The organism is Frondihabitans sp. OV104, assembly GCF_057787745.1.
Genome location: NZ_CM173541.1, coordinates 2,529,059 through 2,544,151 on the forward strand (window position 1 = coordinate 2,529,059; position 15,093 = coordinate 2,544,151).

Below are 15,093 nucleotides of genomic sequence, written 5' to 3' on the forward strand. Positions count from 1 at the left end.
TGGGCGCGAAGCGTTCGACGACGGCCTGCGGCTTTCCTGTCCCTGTTCGCCCTGTCACTGATCGCCGTCGTGCTCTCCGCCCTCGCTCCCGTGATGCTCCGTTCTCTCGAGCAGCAGACGCTGGCGGATGCGACCGGCCCTGTCGGCGGGAGCCGGACGACGCTCGTCGCCTCTGCGGACTCCGGGCCCGGCGATGTCAGTTCCGGCTACGAAGCCGCCGTCGATGCTCTCACCCGCTCTTCTGCCTCCCTGTGGTCTGACCCCGTCACCGTGTCGGCCGCGACCTCTGCGTCGTCCTGGGAAAAGGCCGCATCTCCGAGCGAGAGCGGCACCCTGCCGACGGTGGGCCTGGTCGGCGGCGGCACGGACTGCGCTGGCGCGCCCCTCCTCGAGGGCAGGTGCCCGGACGCGGTCGGGGAGGTCGCCGTCAGTCGGGAAGCGGCCCAGGCCGCGAACAGGGACACGAGGGGAAGTCAGGCTGGCCTGGTGCTGGGGACCAGGCTCTCCCTTTTCATCGTGAACGATCAGGTGCCGGTGACGGTCGTGGGAATCTACGACGACCGACCGCTCAGCGGCCGTTTCCTGTCGGACCCGGCGTCCTTCTTCGGCGTCGCGGGGGTATCCGACGCGCCCTCGTTCGTCGTCGCGGACGCGCAGTTCGACGCTCAGAAACTCGAAGCCACCGGCTACGCCCTCCGCGGGCTCCGGCATGTTCTGCGCCTGGACGACGTGCCGCGGGCGCTGCGCGACGTGTCGGCAGCGCACCGGGCGACGCTCGACGGCATCGCTGCGATCTCCAATACCGACACCGCGAGTCCGCTCCCTCGAATAATCGCGCGACTGGAACCCCAGCACCGGGCTGCGGAGGCGCTCCTGGCCATCGTCGTCGTCGAGGCCCTCGCTCTGTCGTGGTTCGCCATCGCGTTGGCGGTGCAGCGGATCGGGCGAGTCCGCGCCAAGGAGTGGGGCCTCGCGCGGCTCCGCGGTCTTCCGGTGGGGCGGCGGATCGGCATGATCCTTCTGGAACCGGGCATCGCCCTCGTCGCCGGAGCCGTCGCGGGCTTCGGCCTCGCCGTCCTCTCGGCCCGAGAGGCCGTCCACCTCGTCATCGGCCCTGGAGCGCCGGTGGAGCCGATACGCCCGCTCGTCCTCGCCGCCGCGGGCCTCGCCCTCCTCGGTGCGCTCGCGGCCCTGGCTGCTGCCAGCATCCAGTCGGCACGCCTGCCGCTGACCTCCGTCCTCCGCGAGTCGACCGAACCGCGCACGATCAGCCGCACAGCGCTGGTCGCGCAGTCGGGGGCCGTGCTCCTGACAGCCGCAGTCGTCTACTCACTGCTCGGGCTGAAGACCATCAGCGGCGTGCAGCTCGCATCGCTGACGCCGAGCCTGATAGCGGTGGTCGCCGGCATCCTCGCCGTCCAGATCGCCTTAGTCGTGCTCCGAAGGATGTCCCGTCGGTCACCGCGATCCCTCGGCGGCATCGTGGTCGGTCGTCAACTCGGGCGCGCCCCGTCCGTCCTGCTGGCCGCGGTGATGGTGTCGCTCGGGTTGTCAGTCGCGACGTACTCGGCGCAGGTGGCCGTGGTCGCCGTGCATCTGCAGCAGAACCTGGCTGCCGCATCACTCGGGGCGGACACCGTCCTGACAGTCGAGGTGCCTCGCACCGTGTCCCTCCTCGAGGCCGTCCGCCGCGCGGATCCCTCCGGGCAGGTCGCGATGGCCGCCGAGGTCTCCACGACGGGCAACGGCGTCGGGCGGTTCATCGCCGTCGACACCTCGCGATTCGCGGCTGTCTCCCGCGTTCGTCCGGCCTGGCTCGGGCTCTCGTCCGAGGCCTTCCGAGATCTGCTCGTCCCGAAGCGAACGGCACCTCTCACCGCCCACGGGACATCTCTCCGCCTTCGCATCGCCGGCGCGGGCGTCACGGCGCAGAAGACGGATCCGTCGACGCTCCACCTGATCGCCGTCGTCCAGGCCGCCGACGGCTGGCACACCGTGGTCTTCGGCACCCCTCACAACGGCACTCTCGTGAGTCCGGCGGGCTCGTTCCCCTGTTCCGCAGGCTGCCGGGTCGCGTGGATCGGCATCGAGAGCGCTCTGGCCGACCCGCTGCCGTTCGGGTACGAACTCACCGTCACCGGCGTCTCCACCGACCGGCAGAACGTCTCCGAGCTCGCCAGGTGGCTCGTCCCCTCGCAGTGGCGCAATCGCATCGGCGACCGCACCGACAGCCAGCAGCAGGCCTCCGTCCGGATCTCCCAGGGCAGAGACGGGCCGGCGACGGTGACCGGACTCCGGCTGCAGTTCTCCGACTTCGACGGCGGAAACACGGTCAGCGCGATGCCTCGGGACGCCCCGGATCCCCTTCCCGCTCTCCTCGGCAGCAGAACCCGCGTCCAGGACTACCCGGGCGTCCCCGACGGAGTCCAGGGGGTCGCCCCCGACCTCAGCCCTCGCGTGCTGACAGTCATCGGCCGGGCCCGAGCCCTTCCACGCCTCTTGGACACCGGCGCCCTGATCGATCTGGAGACGGCCAGCAGGATCTCCGACTCCGGTTCGCGGGTCGGCCACGACGAGGTGTGGCTGTCTCCCGGTCAGCACCCCGCGGTGCTGACGGCGCTCCGTTCCGAGGGAATCCGTGTCACCGCCGTCACGCACCTCTCTGACGTCGTCACGGCAGACGTCCGGGAAGCCCACCCTCGGGCAGCCCTCGCGGGCCTTCCGATCGGCGCGGCGGCACTTCTGCTGACGCTCGTGGCGGCGGCGGCCCTCCGCATCATCGGAAGCGCCGGCCGACGCTCGGACTGGCAGTCGCTTCTCGACGCCGGCATCTCCCCGCAGAAGCTGAGAGGCCTTCTCCTGCTCGAGGCATTCACTCCCGTGGCCGGCGGGATCGTCCTCGGCACGGTGAGCGGCCTCGCCGCCTTCGCCCTGACGATCTCGCGGCTGCCGCTCCTCGCCGGAGACGGTGCCACGCCGCCACCCGACTTCTCGCCGGCTGTCCTGCCCCTCATCGCGCTTGTCGCCGGAACCCTGCTCCTCGCAGCGGGTGGCTCCGCAGTCGGCGCCCGGCTCGAGGTCGGCGCCGTGGGGCGGTCGTCGCGATGACTGAGACCCTCCGCCGAACCGTCCCCGCCGCCCTCCGTTGCGAGGGCCTCGTGCACGTCTACCGCGAGGCCGACACCGACGTCGCGGCCCTCCGAGGCATCGACCTGGTCGTCGAGGAGGGGCAGCGGATCGCCCTCCTCGGGCCGTCCGGGTCGGGCAAGTCGACGCTCATGGCCATCGTCGCCGGAATCCTCCGACCGTCGGCCGGTCGCGTCGTGGTGTTCGGCACCGACATCGGGAGGGCGAAGGAACGCGAGCTGGCGCACGTGCGCCGGTCGACCCTCGGGCTGATGCTCCAGGGCGCGTCCACGAACCTGCTCCTGCACGAAGACTCGGACGCGAACCTCGCGTGGGCCCTGCGCGGCGCCGAACGCGGAGACGTGCGTCTCGGCCGACGGGTGCTGCGGTCGAGCGACCTGCATCGCGACCGTCGACCGGTCTCTGCGATGAGCCCGTCGGAGCAGCAGATCGTCGCGCTCGCGGTCGCGATGGCGGGTCGGCCGCGCCTGCTCGTCGCCGACGAGCCCACGAGCCAGCTCGACGACGCCTCCCGCGATCACCTCCTGGACGTGCTCGTCGAGACCGCGAGCGCCGAGGGCACCGCAACGCTCATCGTCACGCACGACGAGCAGGTGGCCGCCCGGATGCAGCGCATGATCCACCTCCGCGACGGCCGGATCGGCGAGGAGGCCTCTGATCGCGGGCGCTTCGCCGTGGTCGGCGCCGACGGCTCGGTCCAGCTGCCCGCCGAGCTCCGCGACCGCTGGCCGGCCGGCTCGTTCGTCTCGGTGGCCGAGACGGCCCCCGGCGAACTCGTGCTGAACCTGCAGCGCGACGAGGTGACCTCGTGAGCCCTGTCACCCTCCGTCTCGACGCGGTCGAGATCGTGCTGGGGCCGTCGCGACGCATCGGCCCGGTGACGCTCGAAGCGGGTTCCGGCGATCTCGTCGTGGTCACGGGCGGCGCCGGCAGCGGCAAGTCCACCCTGCTCGAGGTCCTGACGGGCTCCCGGATGCCCTCGGCGGGACGCGCGTTCATCGACGGCTCTCCGCCACGCCTCGGCGAGGCCGGGATTCTCGCGCAGCGTCACGAGCTCCTCGGAGGCCTGACGGCCGTGGAGAACGTCGCAGTCCGGCTCTTCGCATCCGCTGGCGGGCATCGCACGGCCGGGGGTCGATCGCATTCGACGCCTCCTGTCGTCACAGACGTCGAGCGGCTTCTCGCGTCACTCGGCCTGCCGCCGGCGAGCTGGCACAACCTCGTCGAGCAGCTCTCGGGAGGACAGCAGCAGCGAGTGGCCCTGGCCCGTGCCCTCATCGGGACTCCTCGCGTGATCGTCGTGGACGATCCGACCAGCGAGCTCGACGAGGCAACGGCGGAACTCGTCTGGACCGCCATCGAGGCAGCGGCGGCGGCAGGTGCTCTGGTCATCATCGCCACGGACGATCCGCTTCTTCGACAACGCGCCACCGCGGTCGTCACCCTGTCTCTCGGCCTCGCTGGGCGCGGCGAATGAGCTCGACAGCACACGTGCGGCGGACAGGATACGCCTGATGTCCGCGTAGCGGCCATCCCCTCATGAAATCGGGCGCTGGGCCGTTCCTGAGTGTTTCATTGATGAGTCGCTACTTCCCGAGCGGCCCCCAATCCCCCACAAGGAGAACACCATGCTCGGCCTCATCATCAGCCTCATCGTCATCGGCCTCATCGCCGGCGCGGTCGCACGTCTCGTCGTCCCGGGCAAGCAGAACATCTCGATCCCGATGACGATCCTCCTCGGCATCATCGGATCGTTCGTCGGCGGCTTCATCGGCTACCTGATCTTCCACAAGGACGCCTCGGACGGCTTCTTCCAGCCCGCCGGCATCGTCGGCTCCATCATCGGCGCGATCATCGTGCTCGTGATCTACCTGCGCGTCAGCGGACGCCGCAGCGTCTCGCGCTAGTCGCCAGCCGACCCCTCACCGAGATCGCAGCAGTGGTCGCCTCCGGGCGCCGCTGCTGCGATCTCGTCGGTTAACCCCTTACAGGGCGGACGACGGCGCCGGCTAGCGCGACCTCGACGAGCTCCCCCACGAGACGCGCGTAGCTCCAGCCCGCCGCCTCGAACATCTGGGGCACCTGCGACTGCGCGGTGAACCCCGGCATCGTATTGACCTCGTTCAGTACGATGCCCGAATCGGTCACGAAGAAGTCGAAGCGCGCGACGCCGCGGCAGCCGAGCGCCCGGAACAGCGTCCGTGCCGCGCTCTCCATCTCGACGCGCACCGAGTCGCTCACGGGCGCAGGAACGGCGAACCGCGCCGTCCCCCCGTACTTCCGCTCGGTCCCGAAGACGTCCTCGCCCCCCAGGTCGATCTCGAGCGGAGGGCTGACCGTGAGGGCGCCGTCAGCCCGCTCGATCACGGCGATGTCGACCTCGCGGCCGACGACGGCCTTCTCGACGAGCACCCGGTCGTCGTGCTCCAGGGCGGCGACCACGGCCAGGTCGATCAGGGCGGCGTCGCCGACGAACGTGACCCCGTGGCTCGAGCCGGCGGCGACGGGCTTCACCACGACCGGGACGGCGGGCAGGGCGGACGAGGGTCGGGTTCCTGCGCGGACGAGCACACCCGGGGCGGTCGCGACACCGACAGCCTCGGCGATCAGCTTGGTGACCCACTTGTCCATGCCCAGGACGCCGGCCGGCATGTCGGAGCCGACGTACGGCACGCCGATCGCCGTCAGGAAGGCGGCGAGCAGGCCGTCCTCGCCGTTGACGCCGTGGAGCGCGGGGAAGGCGACGTCGCAGGAGCGCAGGATCCGGACGGCGTCCTCGACGCCGATGGGAGCGCCCGCCGCCGTCGCCCAGGTGCCGTCGCGGCCTATCGTCAGGCCGACGACGGTGAAGCCGCACTCGATCGCGGCCGACGCGACACCGGCCGCCGACGCGAGCGACACGTCGTGCTCGGAGTTCTCGCCACCGCCGATGACCGCGAGTCGGAGCATCCCGCCCGCGCGGCTCACGCCCTCTGCCCGGCTCACGCCGAGACCTCCGCCAGGCCCACGGTTCGACGGGTGACTCGCGCGCCGATGCCGACCACGATCGCGTGGTCGATGGTGCCCGACCAGTCCGCCCATTCGCGCACGGTCGGCTCGCCGTGGTCGCCGGGGCCGAACACCGTCGCAGTCTCACCCGCCATCACGGGATCGTCGCCCACGTCGACGACCACCTGGTCCATGGAGAAGACGCCGACCACCGGACGACGCCGACCGCGGACCTGCACCCAGGCTCGCCCCGACGCCGTGCGAGGGAGGCCGTCGCCGTAGCCGACCGGCAGGAGCGCGAGCGAGGTCGGACGGGAGGTCGACCAGGTGTGCGCGTAGCCGACCCCGGCACCCGCACCCACGCGCTTGACCGAGACGATCGGCGCGGTGAGCGTCAGCGCGGGGTGCAGGCTCGTGGTCCGCGACGGATCGATGCCGTAGAGGCCGGCGCCCACGCGGCTGAGATCGTACAGCGCCTCCGGCTGGGTGAGGGTCGCCGCACTGGCGGCCAGATGCCGGACGACCGGTCGCAGCCCCCTCGCCCGCGCGACGCGCACCGCGTTGTCGAAGAGCATCCGCTCGCGCGCGTTCTCGGGTGAGCTGGGAGCGTCGGCGGACGACAGGTGGCCCATGATGCCGACGACGCGCACCCGGCCGGAAGTGCGCTCGTGCAGCGCGGCCAGCTCGCAGAGGGCGGCCCAGTCGGACCGCGCGGCCCCGTCGCGGTTGATGCCGAGGTCGATGTGGAGGTGGATCCGCGCGATGCCGCCTGCAGCGGCCGCCGCCCGCGACACAGCGTGCAGGTGCTCGGCCGTGGGGACCGCCACGTCGATCCCCGCCACCACCGCCCCGCCCCAGTCGGCATCGACGGGGTTGAGCCAGCTCAGGATCGGCGTGCCCGGGGCCCGCTCGCGGAGGTCGTGCGCGTCGGCGAGCGACGTCGTGCCCAGCCAGCTCGCGCCGTTGTCGGTTGCGACGCGGGCCAGGTCGCCGTGGCCGAACGCGTCGGCCTTGAGGACGGCCATCAGGTGGCCGTGGGCGCGCTCGGCGAAGAGGCGCGTGTTGCGGGCGACTGCGTCAGCGTCGACCGTGAGTTCTGCGGCGGTGCTCATCGGAAACCCCTCGTGATCGTGGCCCGCGAGTGGAGCCGTCCACCACAGTACGATATGTCACATGGGGGTCAATCGGCCGGGAGGACGAATCCTTACGACCCATCTCCGCCTGCCGGACTAAGCCCGGCGTTCTCGAATCCGCGAGGATGGAGTGTCCGTGCGGTCGCGCGCGGAGGAACCGGAGAGGACCGCATGGAGACGTCGATCGCCGACCGGTTCCGTTCGCGCGCCTTCTACACCGACCTCACCGTCGCAGCCGTCCTCTTCGTGCTGAGCCTCGTGAACTTCGGGATCCAGCTCAACAGCCCCACTGCCGGCACCGCCCTGCTCGCCGTGGCCGCCGTCGCCCTGCGCCGCGTCTTCCCGGGCTGGGCTCTGATCCTGATCTGGGTCATGGCGGCCTTCCAGGTCTACGGTAACGAGCGGCCGAACGTCACGACCGTGGCTCTCGTGCTCGTCATCTACGCGGCGGCGAGTCGCGGCAGCCGAGCCGTGCTGCTCGCCTCGTTCATCTCGGCCGTGGTCGGCGGCAGCATCGCCTCGGTCTACCTGTCGCGCACCGGCACCCGCTTCACGCTCTTCCTCGACGGCTCGCCGTGGCAGGCGATCGCGGCCCTGCTCGCCCCGATCGGCGTCCTCGGCTTCGCCTGGCTCGCCGGACTCACCGTCCGCGCGTTCCGCTCGCGGAGCTCGGAGTCCGATCTCCGCCTCCAGGCCCAGACCCAGGCGGCCAAGGCGCAGACCGAGGCCGTGCTGGCCCAGACCGAGGCCGTCGAGGCTCAGGGCGTCGCACAGGCCGAGCGGGTCCGCGCCGCGATGGCGCGCGACGTGCACGACATCGTCGGCCACTCGCTCGCCGTCATCATCGCGCAGGCCGACTCCGTTCAGTTCATCGACGACACCGCCCGCATCCGCACCGTCACGGCGACGATCGCCGACACCGCCCGCCGCTCGCTCGGCGAGGTGCGCGAGGTGCTGAGCGGCACGGCCAGCAGCGGCGGCGGCGCCGACGAGCCGCACGACCTCGCCGCTCTGCTCGAGCAGGTGCGCGCCGCCGGCGTCACCGTCGAGCACACCGTGCGCGGCGCCGTGCGCCAGCCCGACCCCGCCCGCGCGCTCGTCGTGCGCCGCGTCGCCCAGGAGATGCTCGCCAACGCCCTCCGCCACGGCACCCCCGGTCGCCCGATCGCGTTCGCCGAGACGTGGCGGCAGAGCGACGTCGTCCTGCAGGTCGACAACGAGGTGCTCGACGAGCCGCCCACCACCCCGGGCGGAGGGCTGCGCGTCGACGCGGCCGCCGCGACCGGCGTCCCGAGCACCGGGCTCAAGGGCATGCAGGCCCGGGTCTCCGCCGTCGGGGGCAGCCTCGAGGCCGAGGCCGTCGACGGAACCTTCACCGCGCGAGCGCGGATCCCTTTGCCCCACCCCACCGAGGAGTCCCCATGATCCGCATCGTCCTCGTCGACGACCAGGAGCTGTTCCGCGGCGGCGTCCGCGTCGCGCTCGACGCGCAAGACGACATGGAGGTGGTGGGCGAGGCCGGCAACGGCCGCGAGGGCCTCGACGTCATCGCCGCGACGCGGCCCGACATCGTGCTTCTCGACATGCGCATGCCCGTGATGGACGGCGTCGAGACCGTCGGCGCCCTGTTCGGCCCCGGCGGACCGCAGCGGCCGCCGCGCGTGATCGTGCTGACGACGTTCGCGCTCGATGCCGCGGCCGCGACCGCGATCCGGCGCGGCGCCAGCGGCTTCCTGCTGAAGGACAGCACGCCGGCATTCCTGACGGCGGCGATCCGGGCGGTGAATGCCGGCAGCGCTGTCCTCGCGCCCGATGAGCTCGGCCAGCTGTTCAGTGCCGACGTCGAGGCGGCGCAGACCCCGGCGAAGGGGCCCAGCCCCGTCGAGTTCCTGCACCTGACCGCGCGCGAGCGCGTCGTGTTCACGCTCGCCGCCCGCGGGCTCTCGAACTCGGAGATCGCGACCCACGAGTACGTGAGCGAGTCGACGGTCAAGTCGCACGTGTCGGCCGTGCTGGGCAAGCTCGGGCTGCGCGATCGCGTGCAGCTCGTCGTCTACGCGCACGACAACGGCCTGCTCGACTAGCGCTCGCGGCACTCGCTCTCGGATATGATGCTCAGAATGAGTATTCTCGTAAGGCCTGCCGCGTTGATGGGGACCACGGTCGGCGCGGTGATCGTCGCCGCGCAGTTCATGCCCGGCGCGCTGCCCGGCGCTCTCGCATCGAGCGTGGTGATGGCCGCCGGCGCCAGCGTGGTGATGGCGCGGAAGCGACGCCGCGCTGGCCGCCGCTGAGCTACTCCGGGCGGCGAGCGTCCGCCAGCGGCGGGGTGGCGGGGCGGGAGACAGCCGCGATTGGACGTTCGCCGCGCGAGGCCGCGCCCGACGGCTGGCGCATCGCCACCACGAACGCCGCCAGACCGCCCACCAGACCCGAGAGCACGACGACCGTCACGATCGCGGCGAGCAGGTAGACGAGGTGTTCCATACCTCGAACCTACGGGGCCGACCGGGGTGGTGGACAGAGGCACTTCGACCCCCGCGCGACAGTACAGTGGAGCCATGTCGGCGAGCGGCGATCCTCTGAGCGCGACCCCGCCGGGCAAGGCCACGATCCGCGACGTCGCGCGGCTGGCCGGCGTCTCGCACTCGGCCGTGTCGAAGGTCATCCGCAACGCCTACGGGGTCAGCCCCGGCATGCGCGAGCGGGTCACGGCCGCGATCGACGCCCTCGACTACCGGCCCAGCGCCACGGCCCGGGCCATGCGCGGCTCGGGCTTCACGATCGGCCTCGAGATGCCGAGCGACAGCAACCCGTTCTTCAACGTCCTGATCGGCGGGGCGATGGCCGCCCTCGCCGACTCCCCGTACCAGCTGGTCGTCGCTCCCGCCATGTCGGCCGACGCTCTCGAGTTCCGCGCCCTCGAGGCCCTTGCCGACCGCCAGGTCGACGGCCTCGTCGCCATCTCGCCGCTCGTCGGCACCGCGTGGCTGGCCCGCCTGTCGCGCCAGATGCCGATCGTCATGCTGGGTCGACACGACGAGTCGGCCGCGTACGACACCCTCGCGAGCGACGACGCACTCGGAACCCGGCTCGTCATGGAGCACCTCCGGGGCCTCGGCCACCGTCGGATAGCCCACCTCACCCACGGCGCGGCCGTCACCGCGGCGGGTTCGCTCACCCCGCACGCGGTCCGCTACGAGGCCTATCACGCGGCCATGGCGGCGGCCGGTCTCGACTGCTCCGCACGGGTGATCCGCACCGGGGCCAACGACGACGAGGCGTACGCGACCACCATGACGCTGCTCCGCGATGCCCGGCAGAGCGGCGACGAGCTCCCGACCGCGATCTTCGCCGGCAACGACTCCATCGCCCTCGGCGTGCAGCGCGCCATCCTCGACGCCGGGCTCACGCACGACGACATCTCGCTCGCCTCGTACGACGGGATCCCGATGACGGCCCACCCCGCCGTCTCGCTCACGACCGTCGACCAGCGCGGCCACGAGATGGGCGCGACCGCCGTCACCCTCCTGCTGGAGCGCCTCGCCGGCCGCACCGAGTCGAAGCAGCTGCTGATCGAGCCGCGCCTCCGGGTCGGCACGTCGACCCGCCCGCCCCGCTCGTAGCTCCTCGACTGGCACGGCACGGCGAGACCCCGGCATCCGCCAGGTGCGGCGGATACCGGGGTCTCGGAAGCCGAGCCTCAGACAGACACCGGCGCAGGAACGTCGGCCGTCACCACGTCATGCCCCTCGACGACGGGCCGGTCGGCGGCGCCCGGCAGCCGCAGCGTGCCGGACACGCCCGCGGGCACGTCCGTCTCCACCGTCAGCGTCTCGCCGTCCAGGGTCCACGACACCGCGATCCGGCCGTGCGGGGTCACCAGCGACGTCGCCGCCGAGGTCAGCCCGCCGCCGGGCTGCGGCGCGATCAGCACCTCCGAGTAGCCGGGGGCTGTCGCCGAGAGACCGCCGACGACGCGGTGCATCCAGTCGGCGACGGCACCGAGCGCGTAGTGGTTGAACGACGTCATCTCGCCGGGGTTGATGCTGCCGTCGGGGAGCATGGAGTCCCAGCGCTCCCAGATGGTGGTCGCGCCCATAGTGACGGGGTAGAGCCACGACGGGCAGGCCTTCTGCAGCAGCAGGCGGTAGGCGTCGTCGAGGTGGCCGGTCTGAGTGAGGGCGTCGGTGATGAACGGCGTGCCGGCGAAGCCCGTCGAGATCGTGTAGCCGCTCTCGGCCGCGAGCTCGGAGAGCCGGTTGCCGGCGAACTCGAGCAGCTCCCCCTCGACGATCCCGAAGACGATGGCGAGGCTGTACACGGTGGTGCAGTCGCTCAGGATCACCCCGCTCTCGTCGATGTAGGCCCCGTGGAAGGCCGCCAGCAGGTCGTCCGCCATCGCGCGGAACTCGGCCTCCTCGGCGGTCAGCCCGAGGATCGCGGCCGACTCGGCGACGAGCGTCGCGGTGCGGTACGCGCAGGCGGTCGCGACGACGCCGGTGTCGGCCTTGGCGGCGGCCGGGTTCTCCGGCGGCGCGTCGGGGTCGAGCCAGTCGCCGAACTGGAACACGGTGTCCCAGACGCCGGCCGGCGACAGCAGGGACTTGACCCGACGGGCGTGCGACGCCATCGAGCTCCACTGCGTGCGCAGGACCGTTTCGTCGCCATAGGCCTGGTACAGGGTCCACGGCACCCAGACGCCCGCGTCGCTCCACACGGCGGTGGAGTCGGGATCGGGGAACGCGCCGATCTTCGGCATGTACTTGATCACGTCGGGCACGACGAACGGGATGATCCCGTCGTGGTGCTCCTGCTCGCGCTCGAGGTCGACGAGCCAGTCGCCGAGGAAGGCGCCCACGTCGTAGAGGAAGGACGCCGTCGGAGCGAACGCGGCGATGTCGCCGGTCCAGCCGAGACGCTCGTCGCGCTGCGGGCAGTCGGTGGGCACGTCGACGAAATTGCCGCGCATGCCCCAGACGACGTTCTCGTGGAACTGGTTGAGATCGGCGTCGCTGGTGGTGAACTCGCCGATGCGGACGAGCTCCGAGCCGATGACGACGGCGGTGATGGCCGCCGGGTCGAGCTCGCCGGGCCAGCCGTCGACCTCGGCGTAGCGGAAGCCGTGCAGGGTGAACGTCGGCTCGAAGACGTCGGCGCCGCCCGAGAGGGTGAAGCGGTCGGTCGCCTTCGCCGTTCGGAGCGGGCGCACGCCGAGCTCGCCGTTCTCGAGCACCTCGGCGTGCCGCAGGGTGACGACGGTGCCGGCAGGGCCGGTGACGTTGACGCGGAGCCAGCCGACGAGGTTCTGGCCGAAGTCGAGGACGGTGGCGCCGCTCGGGGTCGTGATGACCTCGGTGACGGCGAGTTCCTGCGTCGGGCGCACCGAGGGCCCGATGTAGGGCTCGAGCTTGCCGAGGTCGAACTCGACGGCGTGCGTGCCCGCGAAGCCCGATCCGTCGAAGCCCACCTCGAGCCAGTCGGTGCGGGCGAGGCGCGCGTCGATGTCCTGACCGTCGTAGAGGTCGTTGCGGGTGGTCGTCGAGGCGCCGGCCGTCCAGGTGTCGTCGGTGACGACGAGCTGCACGTGGCCGTCCTCGAACTCGATCTCGAGCTCGGCGAACGCCGCGGCCTCGTCGCCGTACCAGCCGCCGTCGCCCGACCAGCCGAGGCGGCCGCGGTACCAGCCGTTGCCGAGGGCGAGACCGAGGACGGTCGTCTCGCGGATCTGCGCGGCGACGTCGTAGGTCTGGTAGCGCACGCGCCACTCGTAGCTCGACCAGCCGGGCGTCAGCAGGTCGGGCGAGACGGGCTCGCCGCCGAGGAACGCCTCGACGATGCCGAGCGCCGACAGGCGGAGCTCGGCGCGAGTCACGGCGCCGTGCCCCTCGTCGAGCGTGAACTCCGTGCGGAGCAGCGGTGCCCCGAGGAGGTCGGCGTCGGGCGCGATCATCTGCGCCGTCCAGGAGGCGGGTGCGTTCGAGGTCATGCTGTCCTTCTCTGTGTGCGTGGTCGGTTCTGTCTGAGGGGTCACGGGTCAGCCCTTCACTGCGCCGGAGGTCATGCCGGCGACGATCTGGCGGTTGAAGAAGATGTAGAGGATGAGCGGCGGGATGGTGATCAGCAGCACGTCCATGAAGAGGAGGTTGTACTGGCTCAGAGTCTGGCTCTGGAAGTTGTAGAGCGTCAGCTGGACCGTCGAATTGTCAGCTCCCGGCAGGAAGTACAGGGGGCCCGCGAAGTCGTTGAACACCGCGACCGACTGCACCAGGATCACCGTGATGACGACCGGCTTAAGCAGCGGCAGCACGACCGAGAAGAACAGCCGGATCGGCCCGGAGCCGTCGAGCACGGCCGCCTCGTCGAGCTCGCGCGGAATCGTCGCGACGAAGGCCCGGAACAGCAGGATGCAGAACGAGAGCCCGAATGTCGCCTCGATCAGGATCATGCCGGGCAGCGTCTTGAAGATGCCGAGGCCCTGCATCACCCAGATGGTCGGGACGACCGCGGGTGGCACGATGAGGCCGGCCAGCACGAAGAAGTTGATGACGCCGTTCATCCGCGACGGCTTGCGCTGCAGGACGTAGCCCACCATCGCGGCGACGACGACCATGAGCGCGACACTGAACACGGTGAGGATGCCGCTGTTGATGAACGAGCGCACGACGACGCCGTCGTTCGACTGCAGCACGGCGGTGAGGTTCTGCCAGATCTGCCAGTTCGTCGGCAGCGAGAACGACAGGTCGGCGGCCTCGGCGGGGTCTTTCGCCGCCTGGAGCACCACGAAGGCGAACGGGACGAGGAAGACCACGAACGAGACGACGATCGCGATGGTTCCGACCGTCCACTTCTGGATGCGTGCGCGTCTCATGACTCCTTCTCCCCTCGGTTCAGCAGACGCGACACCGGGATCATGATCGCCGTCACGACGACGAAGAGCACGACGTTGCCCGCTGTCGACAGCCCGTAGAACCCGGACTGGTACTGCTTGTAGATGACCGACGCGATGACGTCGGAGGTGAAGCCGGGACCACCGCCGGTCATGGCCCAGATCAGGTCGAACGACCGCAGGCCGCCGATCAGCGACAGGATGATGACCGTGCCCATCGCCGGGCGCGACAGCGGCAGCGTGACCGACTTGAACACCTGCCAGGCGCTGGCGCCGTCGACCTTCGCAGCCTCGACGTACTCCTGGGGGATCGCCACGATTCCGGCGATGAAGATCAGGGTGGCGATGCCGACGCCCTTCCAGACGTCGACCGCGGCGACCGACCAGAGCGCGAGGGCCGGGTCGGTCAGCCAGCCGGGCTGGGGCAGGCCCAGGGTGCCGAGCACGCTGTTGACGATGCCGTGGAACGGGTCGAGCAGCGCCTTGAACGTGATGCCGATGCCGATGGTCGACACGAGCACCGGGAAGAACACGACGGCCCGGAGGTAGCCGCGGCCGAGCACCGGGGAGGTGAGCAGGAGCGCGAGGGCCAGCCCGATCACGACCTTGGCGGCGCTGGTGACGAAGCCGTACTCGAACGTGTGGATGAAGCCCTGGGTCAGCTGGGGGTCCTGGAAGAACTGCACGAAGTTCTGGAACCCGATGAACGTGATGTCGAACAGGGTCCAGCGCGTGAGGGCGAAGTAGAACGACGCGAACGTCGGGACGGCGAACAGCACCACGTAGAGGGCCGTCGCCGGGATGTAGAACCACGAGGGGTACGTGCGTCCCGTGCTGAGGCCCCGCTTCCGCCCGCGGGGCGGGCGCGTGGTCGTCGGTGTCGGCGGCGCAGCCGGCGTGGTCAGTGTTGCGGTCATCAGCGCTCCTTTGCGGTGG

Annotated in this window: 14 protein-coding genes; 8 read left to right on the plus strand and 6 right to left on the minus strand. The window is 71.1% G+C overall.

Annotation, left to right across the window (positions count from 1 at the left end):
* The first annotated feature begins 486 nt into the window (after positions 1 to 486).
* From AC3CBB_RS11895 to AC3CBB_RS11910, 4 genes are all read left to right on the plus strand, one after another.
* The gene (locus AC3CBB_RS11895) at positions 487 to 3,108 is read left to right on the plus strand and encodes a hypothetical protein (RefSeq protein WP_488624727.1); all 2,622 of its coding nucleotides are present in this window, start codon (positions 487 to 489) and stop codon (positions 3,106 to 3,108) included.
* Complete coding sequence (locus AC3CBB_RS11900) at positions 3,105 to 3,959, plus strand: ABC transporter ATP-binding protein (protein ID WP_488624728.1); 855 nt, start codon at positions 3,105 to 3,107, stop codon at positions 3,957 to 3,959. The genes AC3CBB_RS11895 and AC3CBB_RS11900 overlap by 4 nt, the downstream gene beginning before the upstream one ends.
* A complete protein-coding gene (locus tag AC3CBB_RS11905) occupies positions 3,956 to 4,624 on the plus strand; it encodes an ATP-binding cassette domain-containing protein (protein ID WP_488624729.1) in 669 nt (222 codons plus the stop codon). The genes AC3CBB_RS11900 and AC3CBB_RS11905 overlap by 4 nt, the downstream gene beginning before the upstream one ends.
* A gap of 151 nt (positions 4,625 to 4,775) precedes the next feature.
* A complete protein-coding gene (locus AC3CBB_RS11910) occupies positions 4,776 to 5,054 on the plus strand; it encodes a GlsB/YeaQ/YmgE family stress response membrane protein (RefSeq protein ID WP_123505521.1) in 279 nt (92 codons plus the stop codon).
* 70 nt (positions 5,055 to 5,124) lie between these two features.
* Here AC3CBB_RS11910 and AC3CBB_RS11915 read toward each other — a convergent pair whose 3' ends face one another.
* Together AC3CBB_RS11915 and alr are read right to left on the minus strand one after the other, a co-directional pair.
* Positions 5,125 to 6,132: a D-alanine--D-alanine ligase family protein gene (locus AC3CBB_RS11915; protein WP_488624730.1), complete on the minus strand. Its 1,008-nt coding sequence runs from the start codon at positions 6,130 to 6,132 to the stop codon at positions 5,125 to 5,127.
* The gene (gene alr / locus AC3CBB_RS11920; protein ID WP_488624731.1) at positions 6,129 to 7,247 is read right to left on the minus strand and encodes an alanine racemase; all 1,119 of its coding nucleotides are present in this window, start codon (positions 7,245 to 7,247) and stop codon (positions 6,129 to 6,131) included. Before alr ends, AC3CBB_RS11915 begins: the two co-directional genes overlap by 4 nt.
* A 192-nt stretch (positions 7,248 to 7,439) precedes the next feature.
* On the opposite strand from alr, the gene AC3CBB_RS11925 reads away from it, so the two are divergent.
* From AC3CBB_RS11925 to AC3CBB_RS11935, 3 genes are read left to right on the plus strand one after another with little or no spacing between them, the layout of a single operon-like run.
* Positions 7,440 to 8,693 (plus strand): sensor histidine kinase, encoded by a 1,254-nt coding sequence (locus tag AC3CBB_RS11925; protein ID WP_488624732.1) that lies wholly within the window; start codon positions 7,440 to 7,442, stop codon positions 8,691 to 8,693.
* A complete protein-coding gene (locus AC3CBB_RS11930; protein WP_488624733.1) occupies positions 8,690 to 9,352 on the plus strand; it encodes a response regulator in 663 nt (220 codons plus the stop codon). Before AC3CBB_RS11925 ends, AC3CBB_RS11930 begins: the two co-directional genes overlap by 4 nt.
* 36 nt (positions 9,353 to 9,388) lie before the next feature.
* The gene (locus tag AC3CBB_RS11935) at positions 9,389 to 9,562 is read left to right on the plus strand and encodes a hypothetical protein (protein ID WP_488624734.1); all 174 of its coding nucleotides are present in this window, start codon (positions 9,389 to 9,391) and stop codon (positions 9,560 to 9,562) included.
* Between the two features lies 1 nt (position 9,563).
* Here AC3CBB_RS11935 and AC3CBB_RS11940 read toward each other — a convergent pair whose 3' ends face one another.
* Entirely contained in the window at positions 9,564 to 9,755 is a 192-nt protein-coding gene (locus AC3CBB_RS11940; protein WP_123505526.1) for a hypothetical protein, read from the minus strand.
* 74 nt (positions 9,756 to 9,829) lie between these two features.
* On the opposite strand from AC3CBB_RS11940, the gene AC3CBB_RS11945 reads away from it, so the two are divergent.
* Positions 9,830 to 10,894 (plus strand): LacI family DNA-binding transcriptional regulator, encoded by a 1,065-nt coding sequence (locus AC3CBB_RS11945; RefSeq protein WP_488624735.1) that lies wholly within the window; start codon positions 9,830 to 9,832, stop codon positions 10,892 to 10,894.
* A gap of 77 nt (positions 10,895 to 10,971) precedes the next feature.
* On the opposite strand, the gene AC3CBB_RS11950 is transcribed toward AC3CBB_RS11945, so the two are convergent.
* The 3 genes from AC3CBB_RS11950 to AC3CBB_RS11960 are packed head-to-tail and all read right to left on the minus strand — an operon-like array spanning position 10,972 to position 15,074.
* The gene (locus tag AC3CBB_RS11950) at positions 10,972 to 13,257 is read right to left on the minus strand and encodes an alpha-L-rhamnosidase (protein ID WP_488624736.1); all 2,286 of its coding nucleotides are present in this window, start codon (positions 13,255 to 13,257) and stop codon (positions 10,972 to 10,974) included.
* Positions 13,258 to 13,305: 48 nt separating this feature from the next.
* A complete protein-coding gene (locus AC3CBB_RS11955) occupies positions 13,306 to 14,139 on the minus strand; it encodes a carbohydrate ABC transporter permease (RefSeq protein WP_123505529.1) in 834 nt (277 codons plus the stop codon).
* Positions 14,136 to 15,074, minus strand: coding sequence for a carbohydrate ABC transporter permease (locus AC3CBB_RS11960; RefSeq protein ID WP_123505530.1), 939 nt, complete (start codon positions 15,072 to 15,074; stop codon positions 14,136 to 14,138). The genes AC3CBB_RS11955 and AC3CBB_RS11960 overlap by 4 nt, the downstream gene beginning before the upstream one ends.
* Positions 15,075 to 15,093 lie beyond the last annotated feature (19 nt).

Coding starts and splice junctions, on each gene's coding strand:
- AC3CBB_RS11945 (WP_488624735.1), top strand. CDS start 9,830: ATGTCGGCGAGCGGCGATCCTCTGAGCGCGACCCCGCCGGGCAAGGCC.
- AC3CBB_RS11910 (WP_123505521.1), top strand. CDS start 4,776: ATGCTCGGCCTCATCATCAGCCTCATCGTCATCGGCCTCATCGCCGGC.
- AC3CBB_RS11930 (WP_488624733.1), top strand. CDS start 8,690: ATGATCCGCATCGTCCTCGTCGACGACCAGGAGCTGTTCCGCGGCGGC.
- alr (WP_488624731.1), bottom strand. CDS start 7,247: ATGAGCACCGCCGCAGAACTCACGGTCGACGCTGACGCAGTCGCCCGC.
- AC3CBB_RS11925 (WP_488624732.1), top strand. CDS start 7,440: ATGGAGACGTCGATCGCCGACCGGTTCCGTTCGCGCGCCTTCTACACC.
- AC3CBB_RS11960 (WP_123505530.1), bottom strand. CDS start 15,074: ATGACCGCAACACTGACCACGCCGGCTGCGCCGCCGACACCGACGACC.
- AC3CBB_RS11900 (WP_488624728.1), top strand. CDS start 3,105: ATGACTGAGACCCTCCGCCGAACCGTCCCCGCCGCCCTCCGTTGCGAG.
- AC3CBB_RS11955 (WP_123505529.1), bottom strand. CDS start 14,139: ATGAGACGCGCACGCATCCAGAAGTGGACGGTCGGAACCATCGCGATC.
- AC3CBB_RS11940 (WP_123505526.1), bottom strand. CDS start 9,755: ATGGAACACCTCGTCTACCTGCTCGCCGCGATCGTGACGGTCGTCGTG.
- AC3CBB_RS11950 (WP_488624736.1), bottom strand. CDS start 13,257: ATGACCTCGAACGCACCCGCCTCCTGGACGGCGCAGATGATCGCGCCC.
- AC3CBB_RS11935 (WP_488624734.1), top strand. CDS start 9,389: ATGAGTATTCTCGTAAGGCCTGCCGCGTTGATGGGGACCACGGTCGGC.